Origin of the sequence: Peribacillus simplex NBRC 15720 = DSM 1321 (assembly GCF_002243645.1) — a bacterium.
Lineage (GTDB): Bacteria > Bacillota > Bacilli > Bacillales > DSM-1321 > Peribacillus > Peribacillus simplex.
This window is the reverse complement of the sequence record NZ_CP017704.1, coordinates 2,907,662-2,934,510: the sequence shown is the minus strand read 5'-3', so window position 1 is coordinate 2,934,510 and position 26,849 is coordinate 2,907,662. Positions and strand designations below refer to the sequence as shown.

Below are 26,849 nucleotides of genomic sequence, written 5' to 3'. Positions count from 1 at the left end.
TCTCATCCCTTCTAAAGTTGAAATATGTAACGGTTTACGCTTATTTATCGTTCAAGGCCACAACGCCAGGCAATTCCTTGCCTTCCATGAACTCAAGAGATGCACCGCCGCCTGTTGAAATATGGGACATCTTTTCTGCTAAGCCAAACTTTTCAGCAGCTGCGGCTGAATCCCCTCCGCCTACAATGCTGTAAGTATCTTTTGCTTCCGCCAATGCTTCAGCAACCGTTCTCGTTCCATTAGCAAATTTATCGAACTCGAATACTCCCATTGGTCCATTCCATATGACAAGCTTGGAACCTTTGATTACATCCGCAAATAATCCACTTGTTTTTGGACCGATATCCAGAGCCATTTTATCACTTGGAATAGCATCGATATCGACATTCTCTGTCTCTGCATCAGGTGAAAATTCAGCTGTTACAACCGCATCGATAGGCAAATGCAATTTTACACCTTTTTCTTTTGCGCTTTCGATGAAAGACTTGGCCAATTCTATTTTGTCTTCTTCCAATAATGAATTACCGATTTCATGACCTTGCGCTTTAATAAATGTATAACCCAGTCCACCACCAATGATCAAGTGATCGACATTTTCCAAAAGGTTTTCGATAACGCCTATCTTATCCTTTACTTTTGCTCCGCCAATTATAGCTGTAAAAGGACGCTCCGGGTTGGATAACGCTTTTCCTAGCACAGAAAGTTCTTTTTCCATCAGCAATCCGGCAACAGCTGGGAGATGGTGTGCTATTCCTTCAGTTGAAGCATGTGCACGATGCGCAGCTCCGAATGCATCGTTAACATAAACATCAGCCAGTGCAGCAAATGACTTCGCCAATTCTTGATCGTTCTTCTCTTCTCCTGTATAGAAACGAACGTTTTCCAACAACAGGATCTCGCCATTTTGCATGTTATCAATGATTGATTGAACGGTCTCGCCGTAAGCTTCTTCTGCCTTTTGCACATCTTTGCCACTAAGTTCGCTTAGTCTTTCCGCAACAGGTGCTAAACGCAATTCTTCAACTACTTGTCCTTTTGGACGGCCAAGGTGGCTAGCTAAGATGACTTTAGCGCCTTGTTCTGTCAGATAGGAAATCGTCGGCAGTGCAGCTTTGATTCTCGTATCATCCGAAATCTTTCCGTCCTGCATCGGAACGTTGAAATCAACACGGCAAAATACGCGTTTCCCCTTTAATTCAATATCTCTAATCGACTTTTTATTCATAATCCAAGAACCCCCTTAGATATTGTTATCATATTTTTGATTCCTTTAGTCAAAAAGGGAGAGGGTAAATTTCCCAACTCCCCTTTTTCTCTTTTTCATTATAGTCGGTTTCCAGGAAATTATCCAAAAACAAGAAATGTAAACGCTTGACTGATTAATGACTTACTAATAATATCATCTTCTGCCAAGTTTTTTTAGAGGTGTGATAAAAAAAACCTCACCTTGGTGAGGTTTTTTTTATTATTCTAATTACAATCCTTTTTTAGCCAAATAGTCGATTAAATCAACAACACGGCTAGAATATCCAGTTTCATTATCATACCAAGATAATACTTTAACCATGTTTCCTTCCATTACCATTGTGGAAAGGGCATCAATGGTAGATGATGATGGGTTACCGTTATAGTCAGTTGATACTAGCGGAAGTTCGCTGTACTCAAGAATTCCTTTTAATTCGCCTTCAGAAGCCTTTTTGAATGCTGCATTAACTTCTTCAACTGTTGTGTCTTTTTCAAGCTCTGCAACAAGGTCGACTACAGACACGTTTGGAGTAGGTACGCGCATTGCCATACCATTTAATTTCCCTTTAAGTTCAGGAAGAACAAGTGCAACAGCTTTTGCCGCCCCAGTTGTTGTAGGAATGATATTCTCGGCAGCTGCACGTGCACGGCGGTAATCTTTATGAGGCAAATCAAGGATTTGCTGATCATTTGTATATGAGTGAACAGTAGTCATCATACCGCGTTTGATTCCGAATTGTTCATGAAGCACTTTAGCAAATGGAGCTAAGCAGTTCGTTGTACAAGAAGCATTAGAGATTACATGGTGGTTTGCTGCATCATATTTGTCTTCGTTTACACCCATGACAATTGTGATATCTTCATCAGATGCAGGAGCAGAGATGATTACTTTTTTCGCGCCAGCTTCTAAATGCTTAGCTGCATCTGCACGTTTTGTGAAACGTCCTGTAGATTCTACAACTACTTCTACTCCTAGTTCACCCCATGCTAATTGTGCAGGATCACGTTCAGCCAATACTTTGACTTTATGACCATCAACAACAAGGTACTCCCCATCAACTGTTACTTTTTCATTAAGAGATCCATGAATTGTATCGTATTGAAGAAGGTGCGCTAACATATTAGCATCCGTTAAGTCGTTAATAGCAACAATCTCTACCCCAGGATTACTCAATGCTGCACGAAATACATTACGTCCAATACGTCCAAAACCATTAATACCAACTTTTACTGCCATGAAAAATTCCTCCTTTTAAGTTCGCAAATATATTAAGGGGTGTAATTCCCCTGAATTAACTCTTGTGCCGCCGCTTCATCAGTGATCAACACTGTTGATGAAGGTGCGCCTTTCATGTAGGAACGGATAGCCTTTGCTTTAGTTTTACCACCTGCCACAGTTATCACTCGCTTTTCAGGGCTAAGATCATCTAACTGGATGCCGACTGTCAAAACTTTATGAACAACTTTACCGTTTTCATCGTAATAATAACCGAATGCTTCTCCTACAGCATTTCCATCTAACAGCTTCTTTAACATTTCTGGCGAAGAATTTCTTCTCTCAGCCATCGCCATGGCATCACCGATTCCATGAATGATCATATCGGCAGATTTGATTTGGGAAATCACTTCTTTAATTGCAGGTTCCTTCTGAAATGAAGCATAAACCTCACCGCTTAATTGATCGGGTACATATAACACTCTGTATGAGGCTTGTGCCTTCTGTGCCATTTTTTCGACAATGGTATTGGCCTGATTCTGTACTGCTTCACCAATTCCCCCGCGGGCCGGGACAAATGTCAATTTCTTCGACGCTTCATCAGGTGACAACGAATCAGCCACTTCGGCCATTGTGGATCCGCCAGTAACCGCAATGATATTCTTTGAGTTCCATTCTCGTTTCATACGGTTTGCACAAGCTTTACCCAATTCTTTTTTCACCCATGGGGTCTCATCACAATTTCCTGAGACAATAATGACTTCATCCACTTGTAACAAATCCTGCAATTGCCGTTCCATTATGTCTATACCCATTACTTCACGCATTATTCCTTCTAACTTATCCAGGATTTCAATCCCTTCATCAGTCAGCGTCATGCCAGAGCTGAATATGTTAACCAGGTTCTGACTTTTCAGAAAATCAACCTCACCTCTAAGCGTCCGCTCTGTCAAATTAAGGCTCACGGACAGACTGCGCCTTCCAACCGGCTGCATCATTTTGATATAACGCAGGATATCATATCTTTTTTGCATAACCATAAGGAAATCTGGTAATAATTTTCTTTGTACCTCAAGTAATGTACGCATAGTTAAAACTCCTAAAAAGTTAAGTTGGACATTTAATGTCCCGCGTAGTCATTTTCTGTCCCACTTAAAACAAAAAAATATTCCTGCTACATATTTTATTCTAGCAGGAACGGAATGTTTCTTCAAATGATTTGAAAAATTATTTTTCCAAAAGCTGATTTAGAGCTGATTTATCAACATTTCCGAATTGAACGATTTCATCTTTCCATTCTACTACAGGAATCATCAGCCCGAATTTCTCAAGCAAATCATCATCTGTATGGATATCGATTTCCTTATAGCCTATGCCTGACTCCTCTTTCACTTCTTCTAGTACCAGCTTGGCTTTATCACATAACGGGCATTTATCCCTACTATATAAAACAAATGCATTTGATTCCAAACCACTCATCCTTTTCAATCATATCTTTTTCGTTTAGATGAAGAAGGGATCCCTAATTGTTCACGGTATTTCGCAACGGTTCGGCGGGCAAGGATAATTCCATGCTCCTCTTTCAACCGTTCTGCCAGGTCTTGATCCGAAAGCGGCTTTTGTTTATTTTCCCCATTGATGGCTGCCTGTAGGCTCTTTTTTGCTTGCATGCCCGACATATCCTCATCAAGGCCAACTGACTGTAAAGAAGTAGTGAAAAACACCCGCATCTCTATCGTGCCAAATGGTGTCTGCACGTATTTCCCTTTAACCGCCCGGCTTACTGTGGACTCATGTATACCAAGTTCGTCAGCGACTTCTTTCATCGTCATCGGCTTCAAATAGTTCAGGCCATGATGAAAGCACGCCGGCTGTTTATCGACGATGCACTGAATGACCTTCAATATAGTTTCCTTCCTCTGTTGAATCCCTCTGGAGATCCATTGGTATTCCTGCCACTTATCCTGGATAAACCGTTGAACACCCTGATCCTTATGGCTCTTCATTCGGTTTAAATACCCTTTATCCACATTAAGATTGGGAGTGTTACCATCATAATTCCCGACAAGCAGCATGCCATCCCGAGCTTCCACGACCACATCCGGCACTATATAAGAAGGTTTTTCCTGAAAAAAGAGTGAAGCCGGACGCGGGTTCAACGTCTGGACATAATCAAATACTTCTTGTATCTCCTTCATTGTAACACCGATTTTCTTACTTAAGTCTTTCCAGCGCTTTTCAGCAAAACCGAGGAAATGGTTTTCTATGATCGATTCTGCCAGCAGATTCACCCCTTCTGCTTTCACCTGAAGCAAAAGGCACTCTTGAAGATTTCTCGCTCCAATTCCATGCGGCTCGAGTTGCTGTAAAATTGTGAGGCTTTCTTCCAAAACGACCGGAGATAAACCTGAGATACATATATCATCCAGCTGCGTCCTCAAGTAACCGTTTTCATCAAGGTTATGAATTAATAGCAGCATTGCCTTCTGTTGCTCACCGGAAAACTGCTGGTGATTAACCTGGGACATGATATGCTGTTCAAGCGATATTGTATCTTCACTGATCTGTTCAATCCAATAGTTGGCATCATACGTATTCTTAAGGGTCCGTTTACCCTTTTTCCGGTCAAAAGTTGGCTGAAATAAAGCAGATGTTGGCTGATCTATGGACAGTAATGGATTCTCCACCATTTTATTTTCTAAAAAAGCCGATAGCTCCTGCGAGGAGTATTGCAGCAATGTAATAGCTTGCATAAGCTCTTGGGTCATTGCCATCTTTAATGTTTGCTGTTGAAAAAGTCCTGCTTTCATATTCATACTCATCGATTCATCCCTCCCCCACTCCATTTTACATTATCAGGAGAAAATTCTACACAAAAACCCATGAAAACGCTTACGTTTTTTTCTGAATAGTTTATTTGTTTTTAAATACTATATGTTAGAAATGCAAATTTAACAACTACTTTTATTGAAAAATAACCATTTTTCAATAGAGTGGGCGAATATTTTCACGACAGGACTGACATTCCAGGATTCGATGAAATATTACGGAAAACGAGTAAATTCACCAAAAATCTTAGGACCACTCTTAAAATTGACCAATAAAAAATCCCCCACTTTATTAAGCAGAAGATTAGTAATGCCCTCGGCAGGAATCGAACCTGCATTTCAAGCTTCGGAGGCTTGCGTTCTATCCGTTGCACTACGAGGGCGTAATAGAAAATATTTTTTCAACAGACTTCATTATATGATAGAATCCCCTCCTTTGCAAGGGTTATCAGGTTTAAAACTTCTTCTTTTGGGTATTATGGGTAATGTGGAAATTCATCCCTGTGCGGCATAATATATAAAGTAATCTATCAGGAAGGAGCCTTAGCCAGAAAATTGTCGAACAAATTATCCATTATAGGGTTTGTTTTGTTTGACCTAAATTGACCAAAAAGTGTATCATACATACATAAAGAATTTAAATGATTCTCTTAATCGAAGGAGGAAATGAACATGAATTTAATTCCTACAGTTATCGAACAAACAAGTCGTGGGGAGCGTGCCTACGATATTTACTCCCGTTTATTAAAAGACCGGATCATTATGCTAGGAAGTGCAATTGACGATAATGTTTCCAACTCCATTGTTGCTCAATTACTATTTTTAGAAGCGGAAAATCCTGAAAAAGATATCACTCTATACATCAACAGCCCTGGTGGAAGCATCACTTCCGGTATGGCCATTTACGATACTATGCAATATATCAAACCTAATGTATCCACAGTATGCATCGGTATGGCCGCTTCCATGGGTGCTTTCCTATTGGCCGCTGGCGAAAAAGGCAAACGTTATGCGTTGCCAAACAGTGAAGTCATGATTCACCAACCACTTGGAGGAGCTCAAGGTCAAGCTACTGAAATTGAAATTGCTGCCCGCCGTATCCTTCACTTGAAAGATAAACTGAATCAAATATTGGCAGAACGTACTGGTCAACCTATTGAAGTCCTTCAAAGAGATACGGAGCGTGATAACTTCATGACTTCCGAAAGAGCTCTTGAATATGGCTTGATTGACAAAGTCATCACGCGCAGCATCCTTGATGATAAAAAAGACTCTAAATAATCATGCAACAAAAGGCTCCGGAGATCGCCTTAAGCGACTTCCGGAGCTTTTTTTACATCATAAAAGAAAAGGATGCACTTTTAGGCATCCTTTTCTTTTAACCCTCTTGCTGAACGAACTCTTCCAATGCCTCTAACGCTTCTTTTTCATCGCGTCCTTCGACAATTAACTTCACAGACACGCCAGAACTGATGGCAAGGCTCATTAACCCCATTATACTTTTTGCATTCACTTTCTTTCCTTCTTTTTCAAGAAAAACATCTGAATGAAAGCGGTTAGCTTCTTGTACAAAAAGAGCTGCCGGCCGCGCTTGCAAACCCGTTTTCAATTTTACCTCAACTTGTTTTTCCACCATCTTGATCTCCCCTGTTAGCTTTATTTTTTCGCAGCAATAGCCTCTCCCCCACGGAGCCTGTCAGCTATTTCATCAATCTTTCGTAATCGGTGATTAATCCCGGACTTACTGATGGTTCCCCCGGATACCATTTCCCCAAGTTCCTTTAAGGTTATATCCTGAAATGCTATCCTAAGCTCCGCAATTTCCCGAAGCTTATCCGGTAAAATGCTTAGCCCTACCGTATCCTCGATATAATGGATATTTTCAACCTGGCGCAATGAGGCCCCGATTGTTTTGTTCAAATTGGCTGTTTCACAATTCACAAGCCGATTCACTGAATTACGCATATCACGGACAATCCGTACATCCTCGAACCTTAATAAAGCTGAATGGGCGCCAACTATACTTAAAAACTCGGCAATCTTTTCGGCTTCTTTCAAATAAATGATGTACCCTTTCTTGCGTTCAAGCGTCTTGGCCTTCAAGTCAAACTTATTCATTAGCTCACAAAGGGCATCATTGTGCTCTTTATAAAGTGAGAAAATCTCAAGGTGATAGGAAGACGTTTCCGGATTATTTACCGAACCCCCCGCAAGAAATGCACCTCTTAGGTATGAACGCTTACAGCATTTCTTCCCAACAATAGTATCGGATATATCATGGAGAATTTCAAAGCCATCGCCTAAAATTTCCAAATCGGTTAAAACCCGCTGCCCTCCGGATGACATCCTGACAATATATACATTATTCTTTTTAAGCTTCATCTTTTTACGGACCAACAGCTCGACCTGGACCTCATAACTCTTTTTCAGCAGCGTATAAATCCTTCTGGCAATCGCAGCATTCTCAGTTTGAATATCCACAACAAGCTTCCGATTAGAAAATGAAAGGGATCCGTTCATCCGGATAAGCGCACATAATTCCGCTTTACCGCAGCAATCCTTTCCCTCTAATGTAGTAAGTTCTTTTTTCGTTTCTGAAGCAAAAGACATCCATTTCACCCCCAATCGAACGCAGGTAATCTATTTTTATCAATCAAAAAACCGTCCCCGCTTATATCTACGGAACTATGTGGCTTTTTGTTTCATTTACAAGCATATTATAAAGCAAATCCGCCACTTTTTTTGTGTCATGGCGTATTACATTCCCTTCAAAGCTGAAAATGCGTTCTTGTATGATTTCAAGCCCCATCTGTTTTAAACTTTCCACATCATACATGACCGGTTTGGCATATTCAGCTTGATAGCGTTGCTGAATCTCGGTTGGTATTTCCTCATTATTAACAAGTATCCTGTCAATATATGCATTTCCCATATGGTCATATATCGCTTTTATATGATCGCTCGCGCTATAATCAAGCGTCTCGCCGGCTTGTGTCATCAAATTGCAAATGTACACCTTCTTAGCCTTGGAACGGCCAACCTCTTCTCCTAAACCAGGGACAAGTAAGTTAGGCAGAATGCTAGTATATAGGCTTCCTGGACCTATGACAATAAGATCAGCCTGCTTGATTTCCTGGAGAGTTTCACTAAGCGGCTTTATATGATGAGGAGACAGAAATACTTTTTTTATTTTCTTTCCTGAGAAGGGGATCTTGGATTCTCCTGTAACAATCGTTCCGTCATCCATCTCCGCATGGAGAACCACACTTTGGTTGGCAGCTGGAAGCACTTTACCGCGGACATTAAGAAATTTACTCATTTCCTGGATCGCATGGACGAAATCCCCGGTCAACGAGGTCATTGCCGCGAGTATCAAATTCCCCAGCGAATGCCCGGACAACTCATTTTTACTCTGAAAGCGATGTTGAAACATTTGTTCAACAAGGGGCTCTACATCCGATAACGCAGCCAGCACGTTACGAATATCACCCGGAGCGGGAATATCCATATCCTCGCGAAGGCGGCCTGAACTTCCACCATCATCAGCTACCGTTACGATTGCCGTTATATCCACCGGATGCTTCTTTAACCCTCTCAACAAAACGGGAAGGCCGGTTCCCCCTCCAATGATCACAACCTTAGGTTGTTTCTTTTTTACTAACATCTGCTTTCCCCTTACTTTTATCGATATCGCGATGTGATACTTGAACCCTGTAATCCTTTTTGAAGTGGTTTGAAATATACTCCGTCAATGCTACAGATCGGTGCTGCCCGCCTGTACACCCTATCGCAACAACAAGCTGTGCTTTTCCTTCACGTTTATAATATGGAAGCATGAAGGCAAGCAGATCGGTCACTTTTTCCAAAAACTTTTGCGTCTCACTCCATTTTAAAACGTAACTCGACACTTCCTGTTCCAAGCCAGTCCTTGGCCTCATATGGTCAATATAATATGGATTTGGCAGGAAACGCACATCAAACACAAGGTCGGCATCTATGGGCAGGCCATGCTTGAACCCGAAGGACATGACATTGACTGTAAAACCTACACTTTTATCGGCAGAAAATTCCGAAGCGATTTTCTCCCTCAATTCGCGCGGTTTCAGTTGGGAAGTATTAAAGATCAACTGAGCCCTTCCCTTCAATTCGTCCAAAAGTTCCCGTTCCATTTTAATGCCTTCCAATGGCCGGCCTAATGGAGCAAGCGGATGGGTCCTTCGCGTTTCCTTATATCTGCGGACCAAGGATTCATCATCAGCTTCAAGAAAAAGGATTCTTGGTGATACTGCAGCTGTATCCGTTAAATTATCCAGTGCAAGAAATAAGGAATCAAAAAACTCCCTTCCCCTCAAATCCATGACAAGGGCCACTTTATTCATCTTATTCCCGGAGTCCTTCATTAACTCCAAAAACTTTGGCAATAGCGTGGGCGGCAAATTATCGACGCAAAAAAAGCCGAGGTCTTCAAAACTTTGAACCGCCACTGTCTTACCTGCTCCGGACATTCCGGTAATGATGACCAATTGCGTTTCACTCATCTGCCCTGTACTCATAGTTTCTCCGCCCCCATGTATAGCAATCTTTTTTATATATGAAAATTAACCTGGATCCAATCGGTAAGAAAGTAGCTTAAACTCAGGCGTATAGGTAAAGGTTCCATAGATGATCCCACTTCCATGAACCATATAGTCCAGGATGTGAAAATCACCTTCAGCCATCATCAGCTTTTTAACATCTTCAACCGGATGCCAGCTAAGTTCCCCTTCTTCACAAACATCCACATTTACACCATCGGAATCCGTTGCAAAGAAAGTGAACATCATCCATTCTGACAAAACCTTATCTCCGTCCTTCATAATGAAGGTGAAAATACCTTTGATGGAAGGGTTTTTTAAATAAACGCCCGTTTCTTCGCGATATTCCCTAATGCAAGCATCGCGTACAGATTCCCCAGGCTCCATCTTGCCGCCTGGAGCTACCCACCATCCTCGTCTAGGCTTTTTCAATAAGAGGATTTGATTATCTTTGATCAATACACAGTTTGTGACACGTTGCACGTTCTTCACCTCAATTGGCTCTGCTCGACTATAGAAACCTTCACCCCCGGTGTTGAAGAGATTCAGTTTATATCCTTAAACCGCCGCTAGATATCCATTTGGCGATTTACAAATGCTAATAGTTCAAACAAGTTGTATTTTTCATCTTCTTACCATTATGAAAGATATATATGTTTAGTATATCTTATCATTATACTATTTTTGAAATGAGCTAACAATAAAGTAAACTTCCTGCATTGGGGGAATATTCATTCGCAAGGAATCACGGAGGTAAGCCTTTATCCTGCTTAACTCCTATTCTTCTCCACTTTCGCTGCCTAAATGCAAAGGGTTGGCTTACTTCACATTAAAAACCATTTGAAAACATCCTAAAAATTGGAACTAAAGATATAGTCTCAAAGCAGGAAAACAAAAAAAAGACACAGAAACTTAATCTGTGTCCTTAAACGTTTATAATAAAGGGGGTCAACTTCTACCCATACTATACCCAATCATTATTTCACACGTGTTACAACATCGTTAAAACGGAATTACGATTGTATATTCTTATGAAATCAAGCCTTTGGCTGCAATTTTTCTTGAAGTTCCTCAACAAAATGCTGAGCGGATTGAGCGGCAATGCTACCATCGCCTGTAGCTGTAACGATTTGGCGCAATGTTTTTTCACGAACGTCACCAGCAGCAAAAATACCAGGGACGCGTGTTTCCATTTGATCATTCGTTTCAATATAGCCTGTGGAATTCAAAATGCCCAAGTTCTCAAATGGTTTAGTTAGCGGAAGCATTCCGATATAAATGAATACACCGTCTGCGTCCATCACTGTCTCTTCTCCGTTTTCAGTGGAAACTAGAGTGACACCGCCGACTTTGCCGCCTTTTTCATTGATTTCCTTCAAAGTATGATTCCAGATGAAGTTAATTTTCTCATTGGCAAATGCACGATCTTGAAGAATCTTTTGAGCACGAAGTTCGTCACGTCTGTGAACTATAGTCACTTTTGAAGCAAAGCGGGTTAAGTACACACCCTCTTCAACCGCAGAGTCTCCGCCGCCGATAACGAACAGTTCTTTTTGCTTGAAGAATGCACCATCACAAACTGCACAATACGATACACCGCGGCCGCCCAATTCTTTTTCGCCAGGAACGCCGATTTTCTTGTATTCGGCACCAGATGAAATGATGATTGAACGTGCTTTGAATTCCTTGGAACCGGCTTTGATCGTTTTATACTCTTCACCGTCAATGATTTCCTTAACATCCCCATATGCATACTCCGCACCGAATTTCTTTGCATGGTCAAACATTTTCGTTGAAAGTTCAGGTCCGAGTATAGTGTCGAATCCAGGATAATTTTCAACTTCCTCAGTATTGGCCATTTGCCCGCCCGGTACTCCGCGTTCTAACATCAATGTTGAAAGGTTCGCACGTGATGTATAGACAGCCGCCGTCATCCCTGCTGGACCAGCTCCAATAATAACAACGTCATAAATTTTTTCAGACATGTTTTCACTCCTCCATATTCCATTACAAATGGAACCTTCACTACGGTTAGTGTTCCCTACCTATTATCCTATATAACAAATAATTTTTCGTCCAAATATCTGCTCATCCCAGTAAGTTTTGAACCAACTTTACGTACTTCGATAAGGTGGACACCGATATGAAATGTTTGTCTGCGATTGCCTGTTTGCTCGCCTTCTCATTTTTAAGCTGATTCCACACGTACTCCACCGCAGATGCCCAGCCTGCTGGATTATTTAACTTCTGCTCGGATTTTACCGCTTCGATAAAGACGGAAAACCACATTAAATAGAGCCCGGCTTCATTTAATTGTATCGGTTGGAAATGCTGATATAATAACTCAGCTGTGCGATCGGCAAAATCAATCGGTGTTAATTGGCGATCTTTAGCAGGAACTTGAACAAGTTCGGCATAATCACGTTCCAAATCAGTGAAATTCTGATTTAGGTTGAGGACCTGGTTTTTCAATAGCTTCTGTTTATGAACCGAATGTTTCAGAAGGAAAATGGCAAACAGCCTTTCTTCGATGAATTCACTTTCCAGTCTTTTTATAATAGAAGGAAAATGATGTTCAAACCCATCTGAAGTTTCATTCATATCTCCCCAAGGCTCCATGCCTTCCTTTTCCGGGTTCATTTCCACGACTTTTTTCCATGCCTTTTTGGCAGCCTGTTCATGGCCTAAGTGGTAAGCGGAAACGGTAAGCCAATAGTAGAAGGTTCCATCTCCCTCGAACCCTTGCTTTTGGAGTACTTTCAGCCATTTATATGCAGAAGCATAGTTTCCGATCAAAGCGAAGGTCGCTCCAAGCTTGAAACGATGTTCGGATAGCATCGGCCGAATTTTCTCCAGCATCTGTATGAGCTCTTCAACCTTTGCCTCATCCTGTTGATAATGATGAAAAACAACAAGGTTACAAAGCGCATGCAGGTTTCCCGGACTTTTTTCCAGTACCTCATCAAGTGTTTCAAAAGCTTCACTTACTTGACCAAGATAGAAATAGGCAAGTGCCAGGTTATTATAAGCGGACCAGTAATCCTCGTACTCGGCAATCGTTTCTTTCAACACTTCGATTGCCTTCGGAAAATTGCCTGATTCAAGGTACTCACGGGCTTGTTCCTGTTTGGTAATGAGCCCATCATGCTTAAAGGGATTTTCTTCTGACTCATCCGACTCAAAAGTTATCAGTTCAAGCAGATCCTCTGCGTCATCGCTGAACTCCCCGTCTTCTTCTTTATCAAGATAAGCACTGGCGTGACGATAAGCCTCCTTGAACATGCCTAAGTGGGCATAATTATTCGCCAGGAAGTAATGACATTCCGACATATAGGGATCCATCACATCCAAGATGTTTTCCAAGAGGTTGTTTGAATAATTATATTCACCGATTTCCGAGCAAGTGATTGCCAATTGACAGGCTATCATCGGTTCAGCAGGTTCAAGTTCCAGCGCACGTTCCAGGTATTTTTTTGATTTAGGTAATTCTCGTCTATGATAAGCTTTTAAACCCTTGGTGAAATAATACTCACCTGTTGGGTGAAAGGTTAGAATTTTTGCCTGTTGGCCAAATTTAGAGTCTTTACTCATGTAATCCTCCATCTACAAGTTGATTAACCATAGTATTATAACATATTGGTGTAAATTTGCCGAACAATTCAAGAAAATGGAAAATGGGAATTACCTTGCTTTCTTTTAGAAAAAATTGAAATATATTCTTAGTCAAATGAGAAGTAAAGATTGCGCTCATAGTAGTCGTAGATACACAAAAAAGCCCTCCTATTGACGGAGGGCAATCACCATTCATTCGGTTTCTTTCGGTTCGTCCTTATCGGCATGTCTAGCCTTCAATACATCAAGCACTGCTTGGAAAGGCAGCTCCTGCTCCTGAAGAAGAACGAATAAGTGATAGAGGAGATCGGCACTTTCCATCGAAAGTTCCTCTGCATCACGGTTCTTGGCAGCAATGATCACTTCTGCCGCTTCTTCACCGACTTTTTTCAGGATCTTATCAACGCCCTTATCGAATAGGTAGGTAGTATATGAACCTTCAGGCATTTCCGATTTTCTTTTTTCAATCAAATTTTCCAATTCCGTCAAGAAATTCACATTCGCCTTCACGTCTTGTCCGGCTTCACTGTTTTGGTAAATCGTTTCGCTAAAACAGCTTGTTGCCCCTGTATGGCACGCAGGACCTGCAGGAACGACCCGAACGACCAATGCATCTTGATCGCAGTCATACTTCATTTCGATGATTTTCTGGGTATTACCGCTCGTTGCTCCTTTATGCCATAATTCATTGCGCGAACGGCTGAAGAAAACCGTTTCACCTTTTTCAATCGACAATTGCAGTGATTCTTGGTTCATATAAGCAAGTGTCAGCACTTCACCGGTTCCTGCATCTTGAATAATTGCTGGTATCAGACCTTTTTCGTCGTATTTAATAGTTTCAAGATTCATCGTACAACCACTCCTTGTTGTTTGAGAAACGCTTTGACTTCTTTGACGGATGTTTCTTTGTAATGAAATATCGATGCGGCTAATGCTGCGTCGGCTTTACCTTCTTGGAAGGCTTCCTGGAAATGCTCAGCGTTACCTGCCCCGCCTGAGGCAATGACCGGCACTGAAACGGCTTCAGATACCGCTTTTGTCAAAGCGATATTAAACCCTTGTTTCTCGCCGTCACAATCCATGCTTGTCAATAAAATTTCACCTGCACCGCGGATTACGGCTTCCTTCGCCCACTCGATCACGTCCCATTCAGTCGGTTTCCGACCGCCGTGAGTATATACACGCCATGAACCAAGCTCTTCATCATACCGGGCGTCTATGGCGACCACAATACATTGGGAACCAAAATAATCAGCACCTTCATTAATTAAATCAGGGCGCAGAATGGCTGCTGTATTTAAGGATACCTTATCGGCACCAGCTCGTAAGATCTTCTTCATATCCGCCAATGAATTAATGCCGCCGCCCACCGTGAACGGGATTGCCAAGCTTCCCGCTACCGCTTGAACGACGTCGACGATCGTTTCCCTGCCTTCATGTGAAGCGGAAATATCCAGGAAGACAAGCTCATCGGCACCTTCTTGGTCGTAAAAGGCTGCAAGTTCGACAGGATCTCCAGCATCCCTAAGGGAAACAAATTGGATGCCTTTGACTACGCGCCCATCCTTTACATCGAGACATGGAATAATTCGTTTAGTGAGCATTTAACCACGCACCTTTTCTAGTGCTTCTTCTACAGTGAAACGATTGGTATAAAGGGCCTTGCCAATGATTGCCCCTGAAATGCCTTGGGCTTCATACTCCTTGAGAGTGATGAGGTCTTCGAGTGAACTAATGCCTCCCGAAGCAATCACGTTTTTACCAGTTGCCTCCGCCATGGCCAATATACCTTTCACATTCGGACCTGAAAGCATGCCATCCGTCGCGATATCAGTCACGATAAAGGTCTCTGCACCAGCATCGGCCAGTAATTTACCAAGATCTATCGCAAGGGTTCCAGACGTTTGAAGCCAACCATGAGTGGCAACCCTGCCATCCTTCGCATCGATTCCGATTGCGATATGGCTTCCATATTTCCTAATCATATCTTTAGTGAAATCAGGGTCTGAAACGGCCGTGCTGCCTAGAATGACACGTTCCACTCCATTATCCAGGTAATGGGCTATATCCCGTTCCGTACGGATTCCGCCGCCAATTTGAATGCGGGCCCCTAACTCACTTGCAGCTTTAATTACGTATGAATCATTGATGCGTACTCCCTCTTTAGCTCCGTCAAGATCGACCATATGTATCCAATCGGCTCCTTGGTCAGCAAAGCTTTTAGCCATATCGAAGGGGGAATCACCATAAACGGTTTCCTGATTGTAATCTCCTTGGATTAAGCGGACGCATTTGCCTCCGCGCATATCAATCGCCGGGTAAATAGTAAAGTTGCTCATGCTTCTTCCTTCCCTTCTACTAATGACAGATAGTTTCTCAAGAGTGACATGCCCATCTTCCCGCTTTTTTCCGGATGGAACTGCATGCCGAATACATTCCCTTTACCGACGATCGCCGGCACTTCCACATCATACTTCGCTGAAGCGGTAACGAATGATTCATCCGTATCGACGTAGTAAGAATGTACGAAATAAACATGTTCCTCTTCCAGCCCCTCATTCACTGGTGAAGCGTGTTTAAATTCAAGACGATTCCAGCCCATGTGCGGCACTTTATAAGCCTGGTCATTCGCATCCACTCCCTTAAAACGAACGACTTTTCCTGGAATGAGGGATAATCCTTTTGCCGGTCCATTTTCTTCACTTTCATCAAAGAGAAGCTGCATACCAAGGCAGATGCCTAATAGATAACCTCCATTGGCTACGTATTCCCTCAGGAATTCATCCAGCTTTTGTTTTTCCAATAGACTCATGGCATCCCTGAAAGAGCCAACGCCGGGAAGTATGATCCCTTTCGACATTGAAAGTTCTTTTGGGTCATCGGAAATGAATGAATCGGCACCAAGGCGCTCAAGCCCTTTACTTACAGAAAATAAATTCCCCATGCCATAATCTACGATCCCGATCATTTACAACATTCCTTTCGTCGAAGGGATGCCTTTGACACGTGGATCGATTGTCGTAGCTTCATCCAAAGCACGTCCAAGCGCTTTGAATATTGCTTCGATCATATGATGTGTGTTGTGACCGTAATGAACGACTACATGCAGGTTCATCCTGGCTTCAAGAGCGAATTTCCAAAGAAACTCGTGCACCAGTTCAGTATCGAAAGTACCGACCTTTTGCGAAGGAAACTCAGCCCGGAACTCTAGATGCGGACGATTGCTTAAATCGATGACAACCTGGGCGAGTGCTTCATCCATAGGTACGAAAGCATTTCCGTAACGCTTTATTCCGCGCTTGTCTCCAAGGGCCTCCAATAACGTCTGACCCAAGCAGATGCCAATATCTTCAGTTGTATGGTGATCATCCACGTCTGTATCCCCATTTGCATCTACTGTCAAATCAAACTTCCCGTGTTTCGTGAACAAATCCAGCATATGCGTCATAAACGGAACGCCCGTCTTAATGGAGGAATTACCTTCCCCATCCACACCAAACTTCAAACTTATTTCCGTTTCATTCGTCTTTCGCTCCACACTAGCAAAACGTTCCATTACAACTCCTCCTCAACGGGGTAAGACCCCTTTTCCCAAGATGTAAAAGCATGTCAAAGTCTTTATATCAGTGATTTCACTTATTTAATAATTCAGGACTTTTTCCCGGATTCATTCACACCACGTGATTCAATGGCACGGGCGTGAGCCTCAAGTCCTTCCATTCGGGCAAATGCTGCGATTTTTTCTGCATTTTTGCGGAAGGCTGTTTCACTATACATGATGATGCTCGATTTCTTTTGGAAATCATCCACATTCAGCGGGCTGGAAAAACGGGCGGTTCCATTGGTAGGCAACACATGATTGGGACCTGCAAAGTAATCCCCGACGGGCTCCGAACTAAAGCGGCCAATGAAGATTGCCCCGGCATGGCGGATTTTAGCCATGATTTCAAGTGCATCTTTAGCCACAATTTCCAAATGTTCCGGTGCAAGTTCATTAATCGCTTCAACAGCTTCGGCCATACTCCCGCACACAACGATTCTTCCATAATCCCTTATGGATGCTGCAGCAATATCATGGCGTGGAAGTAACGCCACCTGCTTGGTCACTTCTTCTGCCACTTCTTCTGCAAGAGACGTTGACGTCGTGACCAAAACACTGCAAGCTCGGGCATCATGCTCCGCCTGTGATAGCAAGTCTGCCGCAACTTCTGCAGCGATGGCTGATTCGTCCGCCAATATCGCTATTTCACTTGGACCTGCAATCATATCAATGGCGACATCTCCGAATACTTCTCGCTTCGCTAACGCCACATATATATTTCCTGGACCCACTATTTTATCCACGTTCTTAATTGTTTCCGTCCCATAAGCGAGAGCAGCTATGGCCTGAGCCCCGCCAACCTTATAGATTTCCTTAACTCCGGCAATTTTGGCAGCTGCCAAAACCGCTGGCGATAATTTCCCATCTTTCCCTGGAGGAGAAACCATAACGATCCGTTCCACCCCAGCGGCCTTCGCAGGCAACGCATTCATCAATACTGACGAAGGATATGCCGCTGTGCCTCCAGGTACATAAATACCTACAGCATCAAGAGGTGTCAATTTTTGTCCTAGCATCGTTCCCGTATCATCAGTCGTAAACCATGAATTTCGAATTTGTTTCTCGTGAAACATTCGGATATTATTCGCAGCTTCTTGAATAATATCAAGCTGCTCAGCAGTTAAGGCCGCTGTCGCTTCTTCCATTTCCTGTTCCGATACAAGTAATTCCTCTGGGCTGACACCATCGAAACGTTCGGTATAGGTATGTAAAGCGGCGTTTCCGCTTTTCCTGACATCATAAATAATATCCTGAACCGCTTTTCTTTGATCGGCAGTACCTGCTTCAACCGAGCGTTTCAGTGAAATCCCTTCAGCAAACCGTTCTATTTTCATACCTTCACCTCATTAGCGATTCTTTACTATTCAATAATTTCTGCTAGTCGTTCCACGATTTCAGTAATCCTTGCTTCTTTAATTCGATAGCTGACAGGGTTTGCCACAAGCCTCGAAGTCACATTGGCGATTTTTGCATATTCCACAAGACCGTTTTCCTTCAATGTCCGCCCCGTTGAAACGATATCGACGATTCGTTCAGCTAAACCAATTAACGGTGCTAACTCAATAGACCCATTCAACTTTATAATCTCGACTTGCTCCCCCTGCTCGCGAAAATAACTGGAGGCAACATTCGGATATTTACTGGCTATTTTGGGGGCGATGTCACTTATTTTCGTACCAGGCAGTCCAGCTACAGCTAAATAGCAGGCACTGATTTTCAAATCAAGTAACTCATAGACATCACGTTCTTCTTCTAACATGACATCTTTCCCTGCAATTCCAATGTCAGCGACGCCGTGTTCCACATAAGTTACGACATCCATCGGTTTAGCTAAAATGAACCGCAGATTCTCCTCTTCCACTTCAAGGATCAATTTCCGGGAATCATCAAACTCGGGAGGGAGACGAAAATCGGCCCTTCTTAATAGCTCTGCCGCTTCTTCAAATATTCTCCCTTTCGGCATCGCAATCGTTAAAAAGCTATTATTCATCTTTTCCATTCCCCCCATTCCCTACGAATAAATGAACTTCAGAAAATGTCCGTGTAAAAGCATCGACATTTTGGACGACTGTAATATCTTGAATCGTTACTAATTTCTCTTCGGAGCGTTTCATTCTTGCAAATTCAATTGCTTCCAATCTCCGTTCGGGACTGAATAAAATACATTCTGGTGCGACAGGCTGAATCGGCTCCCCAAGAGCTTCTGCAAGACGATCCACCCGGATTGCAAAACCTGTGGCCGAAGCATTCCAGCCGAACTTCTCAAGCAGATTATCATACCGGCCGCCATTGCCGATCGGCGAACCAACTTGTCCGGCATACACTTCAAATAAGGTTCCCGTGTAATAACTCATATGACTGACCAATGTTAAGTCGAAGCTCACATATTGTTCTACGCCAAATTCTTTCAGCTGCGCAGACAATTCCTTCAGTTCAGCCAAAGAATCTTGCCCTTTATTATTTTCAACCAACCCTAGCGCCTTTTCCAAGGTTCCTTCACTGTCCCTTAATGAGGTAAATTCGATAAGCCGTTGTTTATCAATCGATGAAAGCGGCAGTGATTTAACATGCTCGCGATAACCAACATAATTCTTTTCATACAAAAACTTCCTTAATATAGAGGCTCTTTCCTCCGTACCTAGAATGCTTAAGAAAAATTCTTGCAGAAATCCAATATGTCCAATGGAAATCTTAAAATCCTGAAGTCCGGCAGCCTTTAAAGCATCCGCGAGCAGGGCAATCATTTCAGCATCGGCACTTATAGACTTATTTCCGATACACTCAATACCAATCTGTTCGAATTCTGCAGGCCTGCCTCCTTCACGCTGCTGTGCCCGGTATACATTCGCGGAATAGGCCAAGCGAAGCGGAATTTGCTGTTTTAACAGTTTGGATGCTGCGACCCGTGCAATGGGGGCTGTCATCTCTGGACGGAGTACTAGCGTATGCCCCTGGGAATCAAGAAGTTTAAACAACTGTTGATCCAATATTGCTGAAGCCTCTCCAATTGTTTCATAATATTCCAAAGCAGGCGTTTCAATAAATTGATAGCCCCACTTCTTGATTTCATCACTCATTTTATTTCTGGCCAACACTTTCGTTTCATACAGCACCGGCAATGTATCTCTCATGCCTAATGGTTTTTCAAACATAAATGGCTTTGTCACGACTGCACATCCTTTTGAAATATTGATTACTATCTATATCCAATCGGTCCGCCTATAGGCAAAAACCGATGCACCCATTCATTATTTTGTTTATCCCTTTATCTTTCCAAGGTTTCACGCTTAAATCCAAATTTCGGATAACATATAATAAAAATAGTATCAAATAAAATGACATAATCATATAAATACTCGAAATAATCTATTAAATCACTTTAGTTCGCTAATATGGTAGCAGGTTGAAGTTATTAATAGTTTACCCCTGCCCCCACCTTACGTCAAGGAAAATATGCCTAACCCCATTACTTCAATACCACGGTGGTCATGGATATTCTTCATGATTGGTTTAAGTCCTATCGGAAGGAATTATACCTTTTTCCCCGGATAATTCTTCCTATCTTTAGCCATTTATCGTTATTAATGTATACCATTTGGTTTAGCTGTTTTATAATATTTAGGAGTTTGGTAACATTATAAAATTTTAGGAGGAACTGGGAATGAAGAGATTTTTTACATTTTTTGTGGCACTTATCGTTCTTTTTTCACTGGGTTTAAGCGGAACGAAGGGTTTTGCGGCAACTAAGATCAACCAGGATGAGCTTAATGCATACCTTTCTGAAGTTAGAATGACGCAAGTAGAATTGGAAGAGTATTTATCCTATTATGACTTAACATTGAATGAACTGGAATCGGTAGAAGAGTTGCGTGATACATTAGGACAGACCGTCACCCCTGAGACCTTACAGAATCTACTTAATGAATATGAAATGACAGAAGCTGAACTTACGGAATTATTAATAGAATACGGCGAACTGGAAGAGGGAGATTCCATCATCGATACCTTCCATTTCATTTACGACATTGAGGATATCATCGATTTAGAAATGGGTTATGATGAGGAAGAGATGGAATATGATGAGGAAGAAATCATCGATTTAATGGATGGTCTCTTTACTGAGATCGGCCTTACAGACGAAGAGCTCGACAGATTCATGAACCATCTTTTACCTATCGTCGAAGACCCTTCTTTTGAAGATCGTTTAATAGCGATCTCCGATAGGATGGATCAACTCGAGTATTTTGAAACAATTGATGAATTGTCAGCAGAACAAGTGGCTGAGTTGCTTTCTATATATAAAGATCTTCAAAGCTTGCTGCAAATTCAATTCAAATTCGCCTTAATTCAGGATGGTGTCACGACAAACCTATCCCTTGAGGCTTTATTCCAGCTTAAGGAATTGACGAATGCTAGTTTACTAGTTTCCATTTATGATTTAAACAGCAATTTTTTGCTCGATTTCACATTGACAGGTGAAATGATCGGTTCTGATTTAGTGAAAGAAACCGGTAATGACATTAAACAGTCCACTGAGGTCATTTCTAAAGTGGCTGAGGTAAAAAAAGAAAAGAAGAAACCCGCAAAACCTGAACATAAAACGGAAAAAGGCGGAGTGCTTCCTAAAACGGCTGGTAATTACTTATTCGGTGCTTTAATCGGTTTAGTGTTGATGGGTATCGCTTTCGGATTAATTAGAAAAGCGAGACTCACTAATTAAGATGAGCAAAAATAGGCAATCCAGGCATAAGAAAAAGTGGTTACTTATCACTGCTGTTTGCTTTTTAACCTTAGGCTTTTATTTTACAACGACAAACGCCTATACGCTGTTAAAAGGCTATGCCCTATATAAAATGAAATCTGACACAACGGAAGTGACGGCTAAGCTCCCCGAACCGAAGACGAAAGCAGATATTCCCGCTCGGCTTGAACTATATGAAGAACGACCGGAGAAAGGTGATTTGATGGGTGAGCTTTATATTCCAAAAATCGAGGCAACACTCCCAATTTATCACGGAACGGACGAAGATGAACTCGAAAAGGGTGTCGGTCATTATGCGGGGTCCGTCCTCCCCGGTGAAAAGGATAATTCCGTTTTATCCGGTCACCGAGATACAATTTTCAGAGATCTAGGTAAAGTCGGCGAGGGCGACTTGCTGATTGCCAAGACAGAAGCCGGTTCGTTTACATATAAAGTGAGGAAGGTTCGTATCGTCGATGCAGATGACCGTACCGTGATCGTTCCCAAGCCTAAAGCTACACTGACAGTAACAACCTGCTATCCTTTTTCATATATTGGTAGTGCACCGGAACGGTACGTATTGGTTGCCGATTTATTGAAATCGGAAATAGATAAATGAGATATGGGGCTGAAGTTGTTCAGCCCCATCTTCATAAATCTTTAATAGATGATAGGAGGACATGCTCAATATGGATAAACAGGCACAGGAAAGTTTTTTTCGAATTTTAAAAGAAACGTATGAAGCGACGGTGAACCAGGAAAATGTATCAATCAACGAAGTGATAGGGCATCTAAAGAATGAACTGACTCCGTTATACCCAAAATGCCATTAAAAAGGACCTGCCGCATATATGGGCAAGTCCCTTTTTTCATAAGGAAGTTTGCTGCTCTCTCTCAAGCATTTCCTCTTTGGTATATATGATTTTCATTGGATTTCCCCCGACGAAAGCTCCCTCCGGAACATCCTTATGGACAAGCGTCCCCGCAGAGACAATCGCCCCATTACCAATTGAAAGTCCTGGAAGAATGGTCGAATTCGCTCCAATCAATACTTCATCACCAATGACTACATCTCCTAAACGATATTCATGAATCAAATATTCATGAGCAAGGATCGTCGTATTATAGCCAATGACAGTATTTATTCCAACCGATATTTTTTCCGGAAACATCACATCCGGCATGACCATCAAGGCAAACGAAGTATGCTTCCCGACTTTCATATGTAAAAAAGTCCTGTATAGCCAATTCTTCATGCCCAGAAAAGGCGTATAACGCGCCAACTGTATCACCACAAAATTCTTTACGACTTTCCAGAATGGAACGGTCTTATATACATGCCATAGTGAATTGGCCCCTTCAACTGGATAGCGGGACGTGCGTCTCATTTTCTTGCCTCCGTGAGCTTGTCAACCTCAACGATATTCAATAAATCTGCCATCTGCTCAAGCATATAATCAGGGTGATAACTTTCTAAGAATTCACGGCCTTTAATGGACCATGAGACCCCTGCCGTTTTTGTACCTGTATTTTTCCCGCCCATAATATCATGATAACTGTCGCCAATCATGATCGATTCTTCAGGAACCGAACCGAGTTGATTTAAAGCTTTTACCAAAGGCTCTGGGTCCGGCTTTGCCTTTTCCACCTCATCCAGCGTGACCACCACTTCAAAGAATTGATCCAGTTTGCTTAAACGCAGGCCCTTTTCGACGACATCACGTTTCTTTGTCGTAACGACTGCTAATTTATAGCCGCTCTGCTTCAATGTTTGAACGGTTTCGAACACTCCGTCAAATTGTGTCACAAGCAAATCATGGTTCCTCCAATTATGCTCCCGATAGTATGCAATCATTTCATCCACTCGTTTTGGATCAATGGAAGAGAAAGTATCAACCAAAGTCGGTCCGATAAATGGAATGATATCTTCCCGATTGAACTTTCCAGGACAAAAGTGGTTTAAAGTTTCTGTAAAAGAGGCGATGATCAATTCATTTGTATTGATCAACGTCCCATCAAGATCAAATAATAATGTAGTTATGTTACTGTTCATATACAGCTTCCTTTCTCTGTACCCTGTCAGTCCGATTCCATATATACGCAACGGCCATCGTTAAAACAATGGCAGTGAGTACCCGAATAAGTAACAACGGCAAGACCGGAATCCCCAGCGGAATAAAAATCAGTGTGTCTTCTACAACAGCATGGCAGGCAACTAAAAAGATAAATGCAATCGTCATATCCTTCTTCGAAACATTATCCTCTTTAGCCGCTTGAATCATTACGCCTGCTCCATATGCCAAACCGAGAGTCAGGCCTGTAACGAAAGGCATGGAGGCATTCGGCTTCATCCCCAGGACCTTCATGAAGGGAGCCAGGGCTTTCGAGAAGGCTTCCAGCCATTTTAAATCTTTCATGATTTGAACCGCCACCATGAGCGGAATAACGATGACCGCCAGCTGGCCGATTCCTGAAAGGGCCTGGATGACCCCATGTAAAAGGATTGCACCCGCTCCGTTAATCTCTGCAGCCTCCCCGATAGCCACTCCTTGGGCCATTTCAGATCCGCCCTGCCAAACAAGATTGATGACGACCGCCGATAAAAGCGCAAGCCCGATCCGTACAGTTAAGATGATCCACAGCTTGACACCGGTTTTCATAGCCACACCTGACTCGATCAATAAATTATGTGAAAAAGATAGCATCATAGCGATAATAAAAACTTCTTTCACAGTTAAATCAAGCGTTAATATGCCAGCGATCGCTGCGTACAAATTCAGGAAATTCCCTAACACGAGCGGAATTGCCGCATCCCCTGGAAGACCGATGAGATTCATCAAAGGCGCTATCAAGTTAATGATGAAGGGCAAGACAGGCGTATATTGAAGCACAGTGACGATCAGAGTGACTGGGAATATCACTTTTCCCAAAGACCAAGTTGTATTCAAGCCTGAAAGAAGTCCCTTTTTAATCGAATCCACTAACACTATGCCCTCTCCCTTTACACATATTCCCTATGCATCTAAATATTTTTTGTCTGCATGCCCGCGGACCCTTCTATAGACCACTAAAGCAATGGCTACAGCTACCAACACAATCGAGATCACTTGTGCGATACGCAGCGATTCCGTCAGCATCAAACTATCCGTCCGCAATCCTTCAATGTAAAAACGGCCGATGGAATACCATAATACATAGGTTAAAAATAGTTCCCCCCTGCGCAAGTTCACCTTCCGTAAACTTAAGAGAATAATGACACCGACGATATTCCAAATCGATTCATACAAAAAGGTTGGGTGATAATACGCACCATTTATGTACATTTGATTAATGATGAATTCAGGCAAATGCATATTTTCCAGGAATGACCTTGTTATTTCTCCCCCATGCGCTTCCTGATTCATGAAATTACCCCAACGGCCAATCGCCTGCCCCAACAATAAGCTCGGTGCAGCAATATCCGCCAGCTTCCAGAATGAGACTTTTTTGACCTTGGCAAAGACGATTGCAGTCAGCACCGATCCAATCAACGCACCATGTATGGCAATTCCGCCATTCCATATTTTTATGATATCCCCCGGGTTTTGTGAATAGTACTCCCATTGGAAGATCACATAATAAATACGGGCACTAATGATCGCGATTGGGACAGCAAACAAAATCATATCCGTAAATATTTCCTTATCAAGACCTCTTCGCTCAGATTCCCTTAAAGCGATAATAAGACCCAATAACACACCGAACCCGATGATTAGTCCATACCAATGTACCTGGATGGGGCCTAGATCTATCGCTATTGGATTCAGCGGCTGTATTCCTTGTTCCATTTTGTCCCCTCATTTCCTATAACCTTTTAAAATTCATCATGTTCCGGATCTGCAATGGCATGGTTCAAGCGATCTGAAAACTGTTCTGCAGCATTTACTCCCATTCGTTTCAGGCGGTAATTCATGGCTGCCACTTCAATGATAACGGCTAAATTTCGCCCTGGACGGACAGGAACGGTAATTTTCGTCACTTCCGTATCGATGATTTTCATTTTTTCTTCATCAAGACCAACCCGGTCATACTGCTTGTTTTTTTCCCATAGTTCCAGATTGATGACGATTGAGATCTTTTTATTGCTCCGAACTGCACCAGCTCCAAAAAGTGTCATTACATTAATGATTCCCAATCCTCTTATTTCAAGAAGATGTTCGATTAAATCCGGTGCATTCCCGACTAGCGTATCTTGGTCTTCCTGCCTGATTTCGACGCAATCATCGGCTACGAGACGATGACCCCGTTTCACTAATTCCAAGGCTGTCTCACTTTTACCGACTCCGCTTTTCCCGGTGATCAACACCCCTAACCCATAGATATCCACCAATACACCATGAACAGCAGTGGTTGGTGCCAACCTGCTTTCAAGGAAATTGGTCAGACGGCTGTATAACCTTGTTGTCTTCATACTAGATCTCATCACAGGAACCGATTCCCGCTCAGAAGCTTCGATCAACTCTATCGGCACTTCCTGACCACGCGTAATGATGATGCCTGGAGTAAAGTCCCTGCATAACTCTTCCATCCTCTGTATTCGATCCGGTTCATTCAACCGATTAAAAAAGGACATCTCCGTCATACCTAAAAGCTGTACTCTATCCGCGGGATAATAATCAAAAAAACCGGCTATTTCAAGTCCGGGACGAGATAAATCACTCGTTACGATTGGTCGGTTAATTCCTTCTTCCCCACTGATAAGTTCTAGACCGAACGCTTCTACTATATCCTTTGTACGGACTTTTGCCATATATCTTTCCTCCTTTTGGAGCGATGCTATTTTTTGAGATACTTTTTCTATTTTAGCATTTTTCTGTTAATAACCAAACAAAGCATTATCGATTTATTGTTTTTTTATTCACTCCAACCGGATGACGGCAGTGGGAAGGTCCCTGTGAATAGGAAAGAGATGAGAGGAACATACAATACTTCAGAATCCTTTCGCTTGTTTCATCCCCAAAAATTGGTGGGCTCACCTTGCAGACAAAAGGGG

The 26,849-nt window shown here is 42.4% G+C and carries 29 protein-coding genes and 1 tRNA gene; 4 read left to right on the top strand and 26 right to left on the bottom strand.

Annotation, left to right across the window (positions count from 1 at the left end; genetic code table 11):
* Positions 1–40: 40 nt before the first annotated feature.
* The 6 genes from BS1321_RS14000 to BS1321_RS13975 all read right to left on the bottom strand — a co-directional run bounded on the left by BS1321_RS14000 (position 41) and on the right by BS1321_RS13975 (position 5,672).
* The gene (locus BS1321_RS14000; protein ID WP_063233963.1) at positions 41–1,225 is read right to left on the bottom strand and encodes a phosphoglycerate kinase; all 1,185 of its coding nucleotides are present in this window, start codon (positions 1,223–1,225) and stop codon (positions 41–43) included.
* Positions 1,226–1,474: 249 nt separating this feature from the next.
* Positions 1,475–2,482 carry a type I glyceraldehyde-3-phosphate dehydrogenase gene (gene gap, locus BS1321_RS13995; protein WP_063233962.1) on the bottom strand — a complete coding sequence of 336 codons (1,008 nt, stop codon included), beginning with the start codon at positions 2,480–2,482 and terminating at the stop codon, positions 1,475–1,477.
* 32 nt (positions 2,483–2,514) lie between these two features.
* A complete protein-coding gene (locus BS1321_RS13990) occupies positions 2,515–3,549 on the bottom strand; it encodes a sugar-binding transcriptional regulator (RefSeq protein WP_063233961.1) in 1,035 nt (344 codons plus the stop codon).
* 139 nt (positions 3,550–3,688) lie between these two features.
* Positions 3,689–3,931, bottom strand: coding sequence for a glutaredoxin family protein (locus BS1321_RS13985; protein ID WP_230159818.1), 243 nt, complete (start codon positions 3,929–3,931; stop codon positions 3,689–3,691).
* A gap of 14 nt (positions 3,932–3,945) precedes the next feature.
* Positions 3,946–5,283, bottom strand: a complete 1,338-nt coding sequence (gene rpoN, locus BS1321_RS13980; RefSeq protein ID WP_232522689.1) for an RNA polymerase factor sigma-54 — start codon at positions 5,281–5,283, stop codon at positions 3,946–3,948.
* Between the two features lie 317 nt (positions 5,284–5,600).
* Positions 5,601–5,672: transfer RNA gene (locus BS1321_RS13975), tRNA-Arg, on the bottom strand.
* A 289-nt stretch (positions 5,673–5,961) separates the two neighbouring features.
* Here BS1321_RS13975 and clpP point away from each other — a divergent pair.
* Positions 5,962–6,570: an ATP-dependent Clp endopeptidase proteolytic subunit ClpP gene (gene clpP / locus BS1321_RS13970; protein WP_063233960.1), complete on the top strand. Its 609-nt coding sequence runs from the start codon at positions 5,962–5,964 to the stop codon at positions 6,568–6,570.
* Positions 6,571–6,667: 97 nt separating this feature from the next.
* Here clpP and BS1321_RS13965 read toward each other — a convergent pair whose 3' ends face one another.
* The 15 genes from BS1321_RS13965 to BS1321_RS13895 form a co-directional block, all read right to left on the bottom strand.
* On the bottom strand, positions 6,668–6,925 hold the full coding sequence (locus BS1321_RS13965; protein WP_048688029.1) for an HPr family phosphocarrier protein: 258 nt from the start codon (positions 6,923–6,925) through the stop codon (positions 6,668–6,670).
* Between the two features lie 20 nt (positions 6,926–6,945).
* Positions 6,946–7,899, bottom strand: a complete 954-nt coding sequence (gene whiA / locus BS1321_RS13960) for a DNA-binding protein WhiA (protein WP_054398715.1) — start codon at positions 7,897–7,899, stop codon at positions 6,946–6,948.
* Between the two features lie 67 nt (positions 7,900–7,966).
* Positions 7,967–8,953, bottom strand: a complete 987-nt coding sequence (locus BS1321_RS13955; protein WP_063233959.1) for a gluconeogenesis factor YvcK family protein — start codon at positions 8,951–8,953, stop codon at positions 7,967–7,969.
* Positions 8,928–9,842, bottom strand: coding sequence for an RNase adapter RapZ (rapZ, locus tag BS1321_RS13950; RefSeq protein ID WP_063233958.1), 915 nt, complete (start codon positions 9,840–9,842; stop codon positions 8,928–8,930). Before rapZ ends, BS1321_RS13955 begins: the two co-directional genes overlap by 26 nt.
* Before the next feature lie 45 nt (positions 9,843–9,887).
* Positions 9,888–10,346 carry an NUDIX hydrolase gene (locus BS1321_RS13945; RefSeq protein ID WP_063233957.1) on the bottom strand — a complete coding sequence of 153 codons (459 nt, stop codon included), beginning with the start codon at positions 10,344–10,346 and terminating at the stop codon, positions 9,888–9,890.
* 554 nt (positions 10,347–10,900) lie between these two features.
* Positions 10,901–11,848: a thioredoxin-disulfide reductase gene (gene trxB / locus BS1321_RS13940; protein WP_063233956.1), complete on the bottom strand. Its 948-nt coding sequence runs from the start codon at positions 11,846–11,848 to the stop codon at positions 10,901–10,903.
* A gap of 103 nt (positions 11,849–11,951) precedes the next feature.
* Complete coding sequence (locus tag BS1321_RS13935) at positions 11,952–13,454, bottom strand: tetratricopeptide repeat protein (RefSeq protein WP_063233955.1); 1,503 nt, start codon at positions 13,452–13,454, stop codon at positions 11,952–11,954.
* A gap of 213 nt (positions 13,455–13,667) precedes the next feature.
* Positions 13,668–14,324 carry a bifunctional phosphoribosyl-AMP cyclohydrolase/phosphoribosyl-ATP diphosphatase HisIE gene (gene hisIE / locus BS1321_RS13930; RefSeq protein WP_063233954.1) on the bottom strand — a complete coding sequence of 219 codons (657 nt, stop codon included), beginning with the start codon at positions 14,322–14,324 and terminating at the stop codon, positions 13,668–13,670.
* Entirely contained in the window at positions 14,321–15,079 is a 759-nt protein-coding gene (hisF, locus tag BS1321_RS13925) for an imidazole glycerol phosphate synthase subunit HisF (protein ID WP_063233953.1), read from the bottom strand. Before hisF ends, hisIE begins: the two co-directional genes overlap by 4 nt.
* Positions 15,080–15,814, bottom strand: a complete 735-nt coding sequence (gene hisA / locus BS1321_RS13920) for a 1-(5-phosphoribosyl)-5-[(5-phosphoribosylamino)methylideneamino]imidazole-4-carboxamide isomerase (RefSeq protein WP_063233952.1) — start codon at positions 15,812–15,814, stop codon at positions 15,080–15,082.
* On the bottom strand, positions 15,811–16,443 hold the full coding sequence (hisH, locus tag BS1321_RS13915; RefSeq protein ID WP_063233951.1) for an imidazole glycerol phosphate synthase subunit HisH: 633 nt from the start codon (positions 16,441–16,443) through the stop codon (positions 15,811–15,813). Before hisH ends, hisA begins: the two co-directional genes overlap by 4 nt.
* Positions 16,444–17,031, bottom strand: a complete 588-nt coding sequence (hisB, locus tag BS1321_RS13910; protein ID WP_063233950.1) for an imidazoleglycerol-phosphate dehydratase HisB — start codon at positions 17,029–17,031, stop codon at positions 16,444–16,446.
* 92 nt (positions 17,032–17,123) lie between these two features.
* A complete protein-coding gene (gene hisD / locus BS1321_RS13905; protein WP_063233949.1) occupies positions 17,124–18,410 on the bottom strand; it encodes a histidinol dehydrogenase in 1,287 nt (428 codons plus the stop codon).
* 26 nt (positions 18,411–18,436) lie between these two features.
* The gene (hisG, locus tag BS1321_RS13900) at positions 18,437–19,066 is read right to left on the bottom strand and encodes an ATP phosphoribosyltransferase (protein WP_063233948.1); all 630 of its coding nucleotides are present in this window, start codon (positions 19,064–19,066) and stop codon (positions 18,437–18,439) included.
* Positions 19,059–20,243, bottom strand: a complete 1,185-nt coding sequence (locus BS1321_RS13895; RefSeq protein ID WP_063233947.1) for an ATP phosphoribosyltransferase regulatory subunit — start codon at positions 20,241–20,243, stop codon at positions 19,059–19,061. Before BS1321_RS13895 ends, hisG begins: the two co-directional genes overlap by 8 nt.
* 494 nt (positions 20,244–20,737) lie before the next feature.
* On the opposite strand from BS1321_RS13895, the gene BS1321_RS13890 reads away from it, so the two are divergent.
* From BS1321_RS13890 to BS1321_RS27515, 3 genes are all read left to right on the top strand, one after another.
* Positions 20,738–21,796: a processed acidic surface protein gene (locus BS1321_RS13890; RefSeq protein WP_063233946.1), complete on the top strand. Its 1,059-nt coding sequence runs from the start codon at positions 20,738–20,740 to the stop codon at positions 21,794–21,796.
* 1 nt (position 21,797) lies between these two features.
* Positions 21,798–22,436, top strand: coding sequence for a class D sortase (locus BS1321_RS13885; protein ID WP_174524173.1), 639 nt, complete (start codon positions 21,798–21,800; stop codon positions 22,434–22,436).
* A gap of 70 nt (positions 22,437–22,506) precedes the next feature.
* Positions 22,507–22,650: a YwzD family small protein gene (locus tag BS1321_RS27515; protein ID WP_155726479.1), complete on the top strand. Its 144-nt coding sequence runs from the start codon at positions 22,507–22,509 to the stop codon at positions 22,648–22,650.
* 36 nt (positions 22,651–22,686) lie between these two features.
* On the opposite strand, the gene BS1321_RS13880 is transcribed toward BS1321_RS27515, so the two are convergent.
* From BS1321_RS13880 to hprK, 5 genes are read right to left on the bottom strand one after another with little or no spacing between them, the layout of a single operon-like run.
* Entirely contained in the window at positions 22,687–23,205 is a 519-nt protein-coding gene (locus BS1321_RS13880; protein ID WP_063233944.1) for an acyltransferase, read from the bottom strand.
* Positions 23,202–23,870, bottom strand: a complete 669-nt coding sequence (gene ppaX, locus BS1321_RS13875) for a pyrophosphatase PpaX (RefSeq protein ID WP_063233943.1) — start codon at positions 23,868–23,870, stop codon at positions 23,202–23,204. Before ppaX ends, BS1321_RS13880 begins: the two co-directional genes overlap by 4 nt.
* Complete coding sequence (locus BS1321_RS13870; protein WP_063233942.1) at positions 23,860–24,804, bottom strand: nucleoside recognition domain-containing protein; 945 nt, start codon at positions 24,802–24,804, stop codon at positions 23,860–23,862. Before BS1321_RS13870 ends, ppaX begins: the two co-directional genes overlap by 11 nt.
* 27 nt (positions 24,805–24,831) lie before the next feature.
* Positions 24,832–25,644, bottom strand: coding sequence for a prolipoprotein diacylglyceryl transferase (gene lgt / locus BS1321_RS13865; protein WP_063233941.1), 813 nt, complete (start codon positions 25,642–25,644; stop codon positions 24,832–24,834).
* Positions 25,645–25,670: 26 nt separating this feature from the next.
* Entirely contained in the window at positions 25,671–26,606 is a 936-nt protein-coding gene (gene hprK / locus BS1321_RS13860) for an HPr(Ser) kinase/phosphatase (protein WP_063233940.1), read from the bottom strand.
* Between the last annotated feature and the right edge of the window lie 243 nt (positions 26,607–26,849).

What these genes read in the sequence shown, in the direction of transcription:
- BS1321_RS14000 (WP_063233963.1), bottom strand. Translation starts at nt 1,225, where the DNA reads ATGAATAAAAAGTCGATTAGAGATATTGAATTAAAGGGGAAACGCGTA.
- gap (WP_063233962.1), bottom strand. Translation starts at nt 2,482, where the DNA reads ATGGCAGTAAAAGTTGGTATTAATGGTTTTGGACGTATTGGACGTAAT.
- BS1321_RS13990 (WP_063233961.1), bottom strand. Translation starts at nt 3,549, where the DNA reads ATGCGTACATTACTTGAGGTACAAAGAAAATTATTACCAGATTTCCTT.
- rpoN (WP_232522689.1), bottom strand. Translation starts at nt 5,283, where the DNA reads ATGAGTATGAATATGAAAGCAGGACTTTTTCAACAGCAAACATTAAAG.
- clpP (WP_063233960.1), top strand. Translation starts at nt 5,962, where the DNA reads ATGAATTTAATTCCTACAGTTATCGAACAAACAAGTCGTGGGGAGCGT.
- BS1321_RS13965 (WP_048688029.1), bottom strand. Translation starts at nt 6,925, where the DNA reads ATGGTGGAAAAACAAGTTGAGGTAAAATTGAAAACGGGTTTGCAAGCG.
- whiA (WP_054398715.1), bottom strand. Translation starts at nt 7,899, where the DNA reads ATGTCTTTTGCTTCAGAAACGAAAAAAGAACTTACTACATTAGAGGGA.
- BS1321_RS13955 (WP_063233959.1), bottom strand. Translation starts at nt 8,953, where the DNA reads ATGTTAGTAAAAAAGAAACAACCTAAGGTTGTGATCATTGGAGGGGGA.
- rapZ (WP_063233958.1), bottom strand. Translation starts at nt 9,842, where the DNA reads ATGAGTACAGGGCAGATGAGTGAAACGCAATTGGTCATCATTACCGGA.
- trxB (WP_063233956.1), bottom strand. Translation starts at nt 11,848, where the DNA reads ATGTCTGAAAAAATTTATGACGTTGTTATTATTGGAGCTGGTCCAGCA.
- BS1321_RS13935 (WP_063233955.1), bottom strand. Translation starts at nt 13,454, where the DNA reads ATGAGTAAAGACTCTAAATTTGGCCAACAGGCAAAAATTCTAACCTTT.
- hisIE (WP_063233954.1), bottom strand. Translation starts at nt 14,324, where the DNA reads ATGAATCTTGAAACTATTAAATACGACGAAAAAGGTCTGATACCAGCA.
- hisF (WP_063233953.1), bottom strand. Translation starts at nt 15,079, where the DNA reads ATGCTCACTAAACGAATTATTCCATGTCTCGATGTAAAGGATGGGCGC.
- hisA (WP_063233952.1), bottom strand. Translation starts at nt 15,814, where the DNA reads ATGAGCAACTTTACTATTTACCCGGCGATTGATATGCGCGGAGGCAAA.
- hisH (WP_063233951.1), bottom strand. Translation starts at nt 16,443, where the DNA reads ATGATCGGGATCGTAGATTATGGCATGGGGAATTTATTTTCTGTAAGT.
- hisB (WP_063233950.1), bottom strand. Translation starts at nt 17,031, where the DNA reads ATGGAACGTTTTGCTAGTGTGGAGCGAAAGACGAATGAAACGGAAATA.
- hisD (WP_063233949.1), bottom strand. Translation starts at nt 18,410, where the DNA reads ATGAAAATAGAACGGTTTGCTGAAGGGATTTCACTGAAACGCTCGGTT.
- hisG (WP_063233948.1), bottom strand. Translation starts at nt 19,066, where the DNA reads ATGAATAATAGCTTTTTAACGATTGCGATGCCGAAAGGGAGAATATTT.
- BS1321_RS13890 (WP_063233946.1), top strand. Translation starts at nt 20,738, where the DNA reads ATGAAGAGATTTTTTACATTTTTTGTGGCACTTATCGTTCTTTTTTCA.
- BS1321_RS13885 (WP_174524173.1), top strand. Translation starts at nt 21,798, where the DNA reads ATGAGCAAAAATAGGCAATCCAGGCATAAGAAAAAGTGGTTACTTATC.
- BS1321_RS27515 (WP_155726479.1), top strand. Translation starts at nt 22,507, where the DNA reads ATGGATAAACAGGCACAGGAAAGTTTTTTTCGAATTTTAAAAGAAACG.
- BS1321_RS13880 (WP_063233944.1), bottom strand. Translation starts at nt 23,205, where the DNA reads ATGAGACGCACGTCCCGCTATCCAGTTGAAGGGGCCAATTCACTATGG.
- ppaX (WP_063233943.1), bottom strand. Translation starts at nt 23,870, where the DNA reads ATGAACAGTAACATAACTACATTATTATTTGATCTTGATGGGACGTTG.
- lgt (WP_063233941.1), bottom strand. Translation starts at nt 25,644, where the DNA reads ATGGAACAAGGAATACAGCCGCTGAATCCAATAGCGATAGATCTAGGC.
- hprK (WP_063233940.1), bottom strand. Translation starts at nt 26,606, where the DNA reads ATGGCAAAAGTCCGTACAAAGGATATAGTAGAAGCGTTCGGTCTAGAA.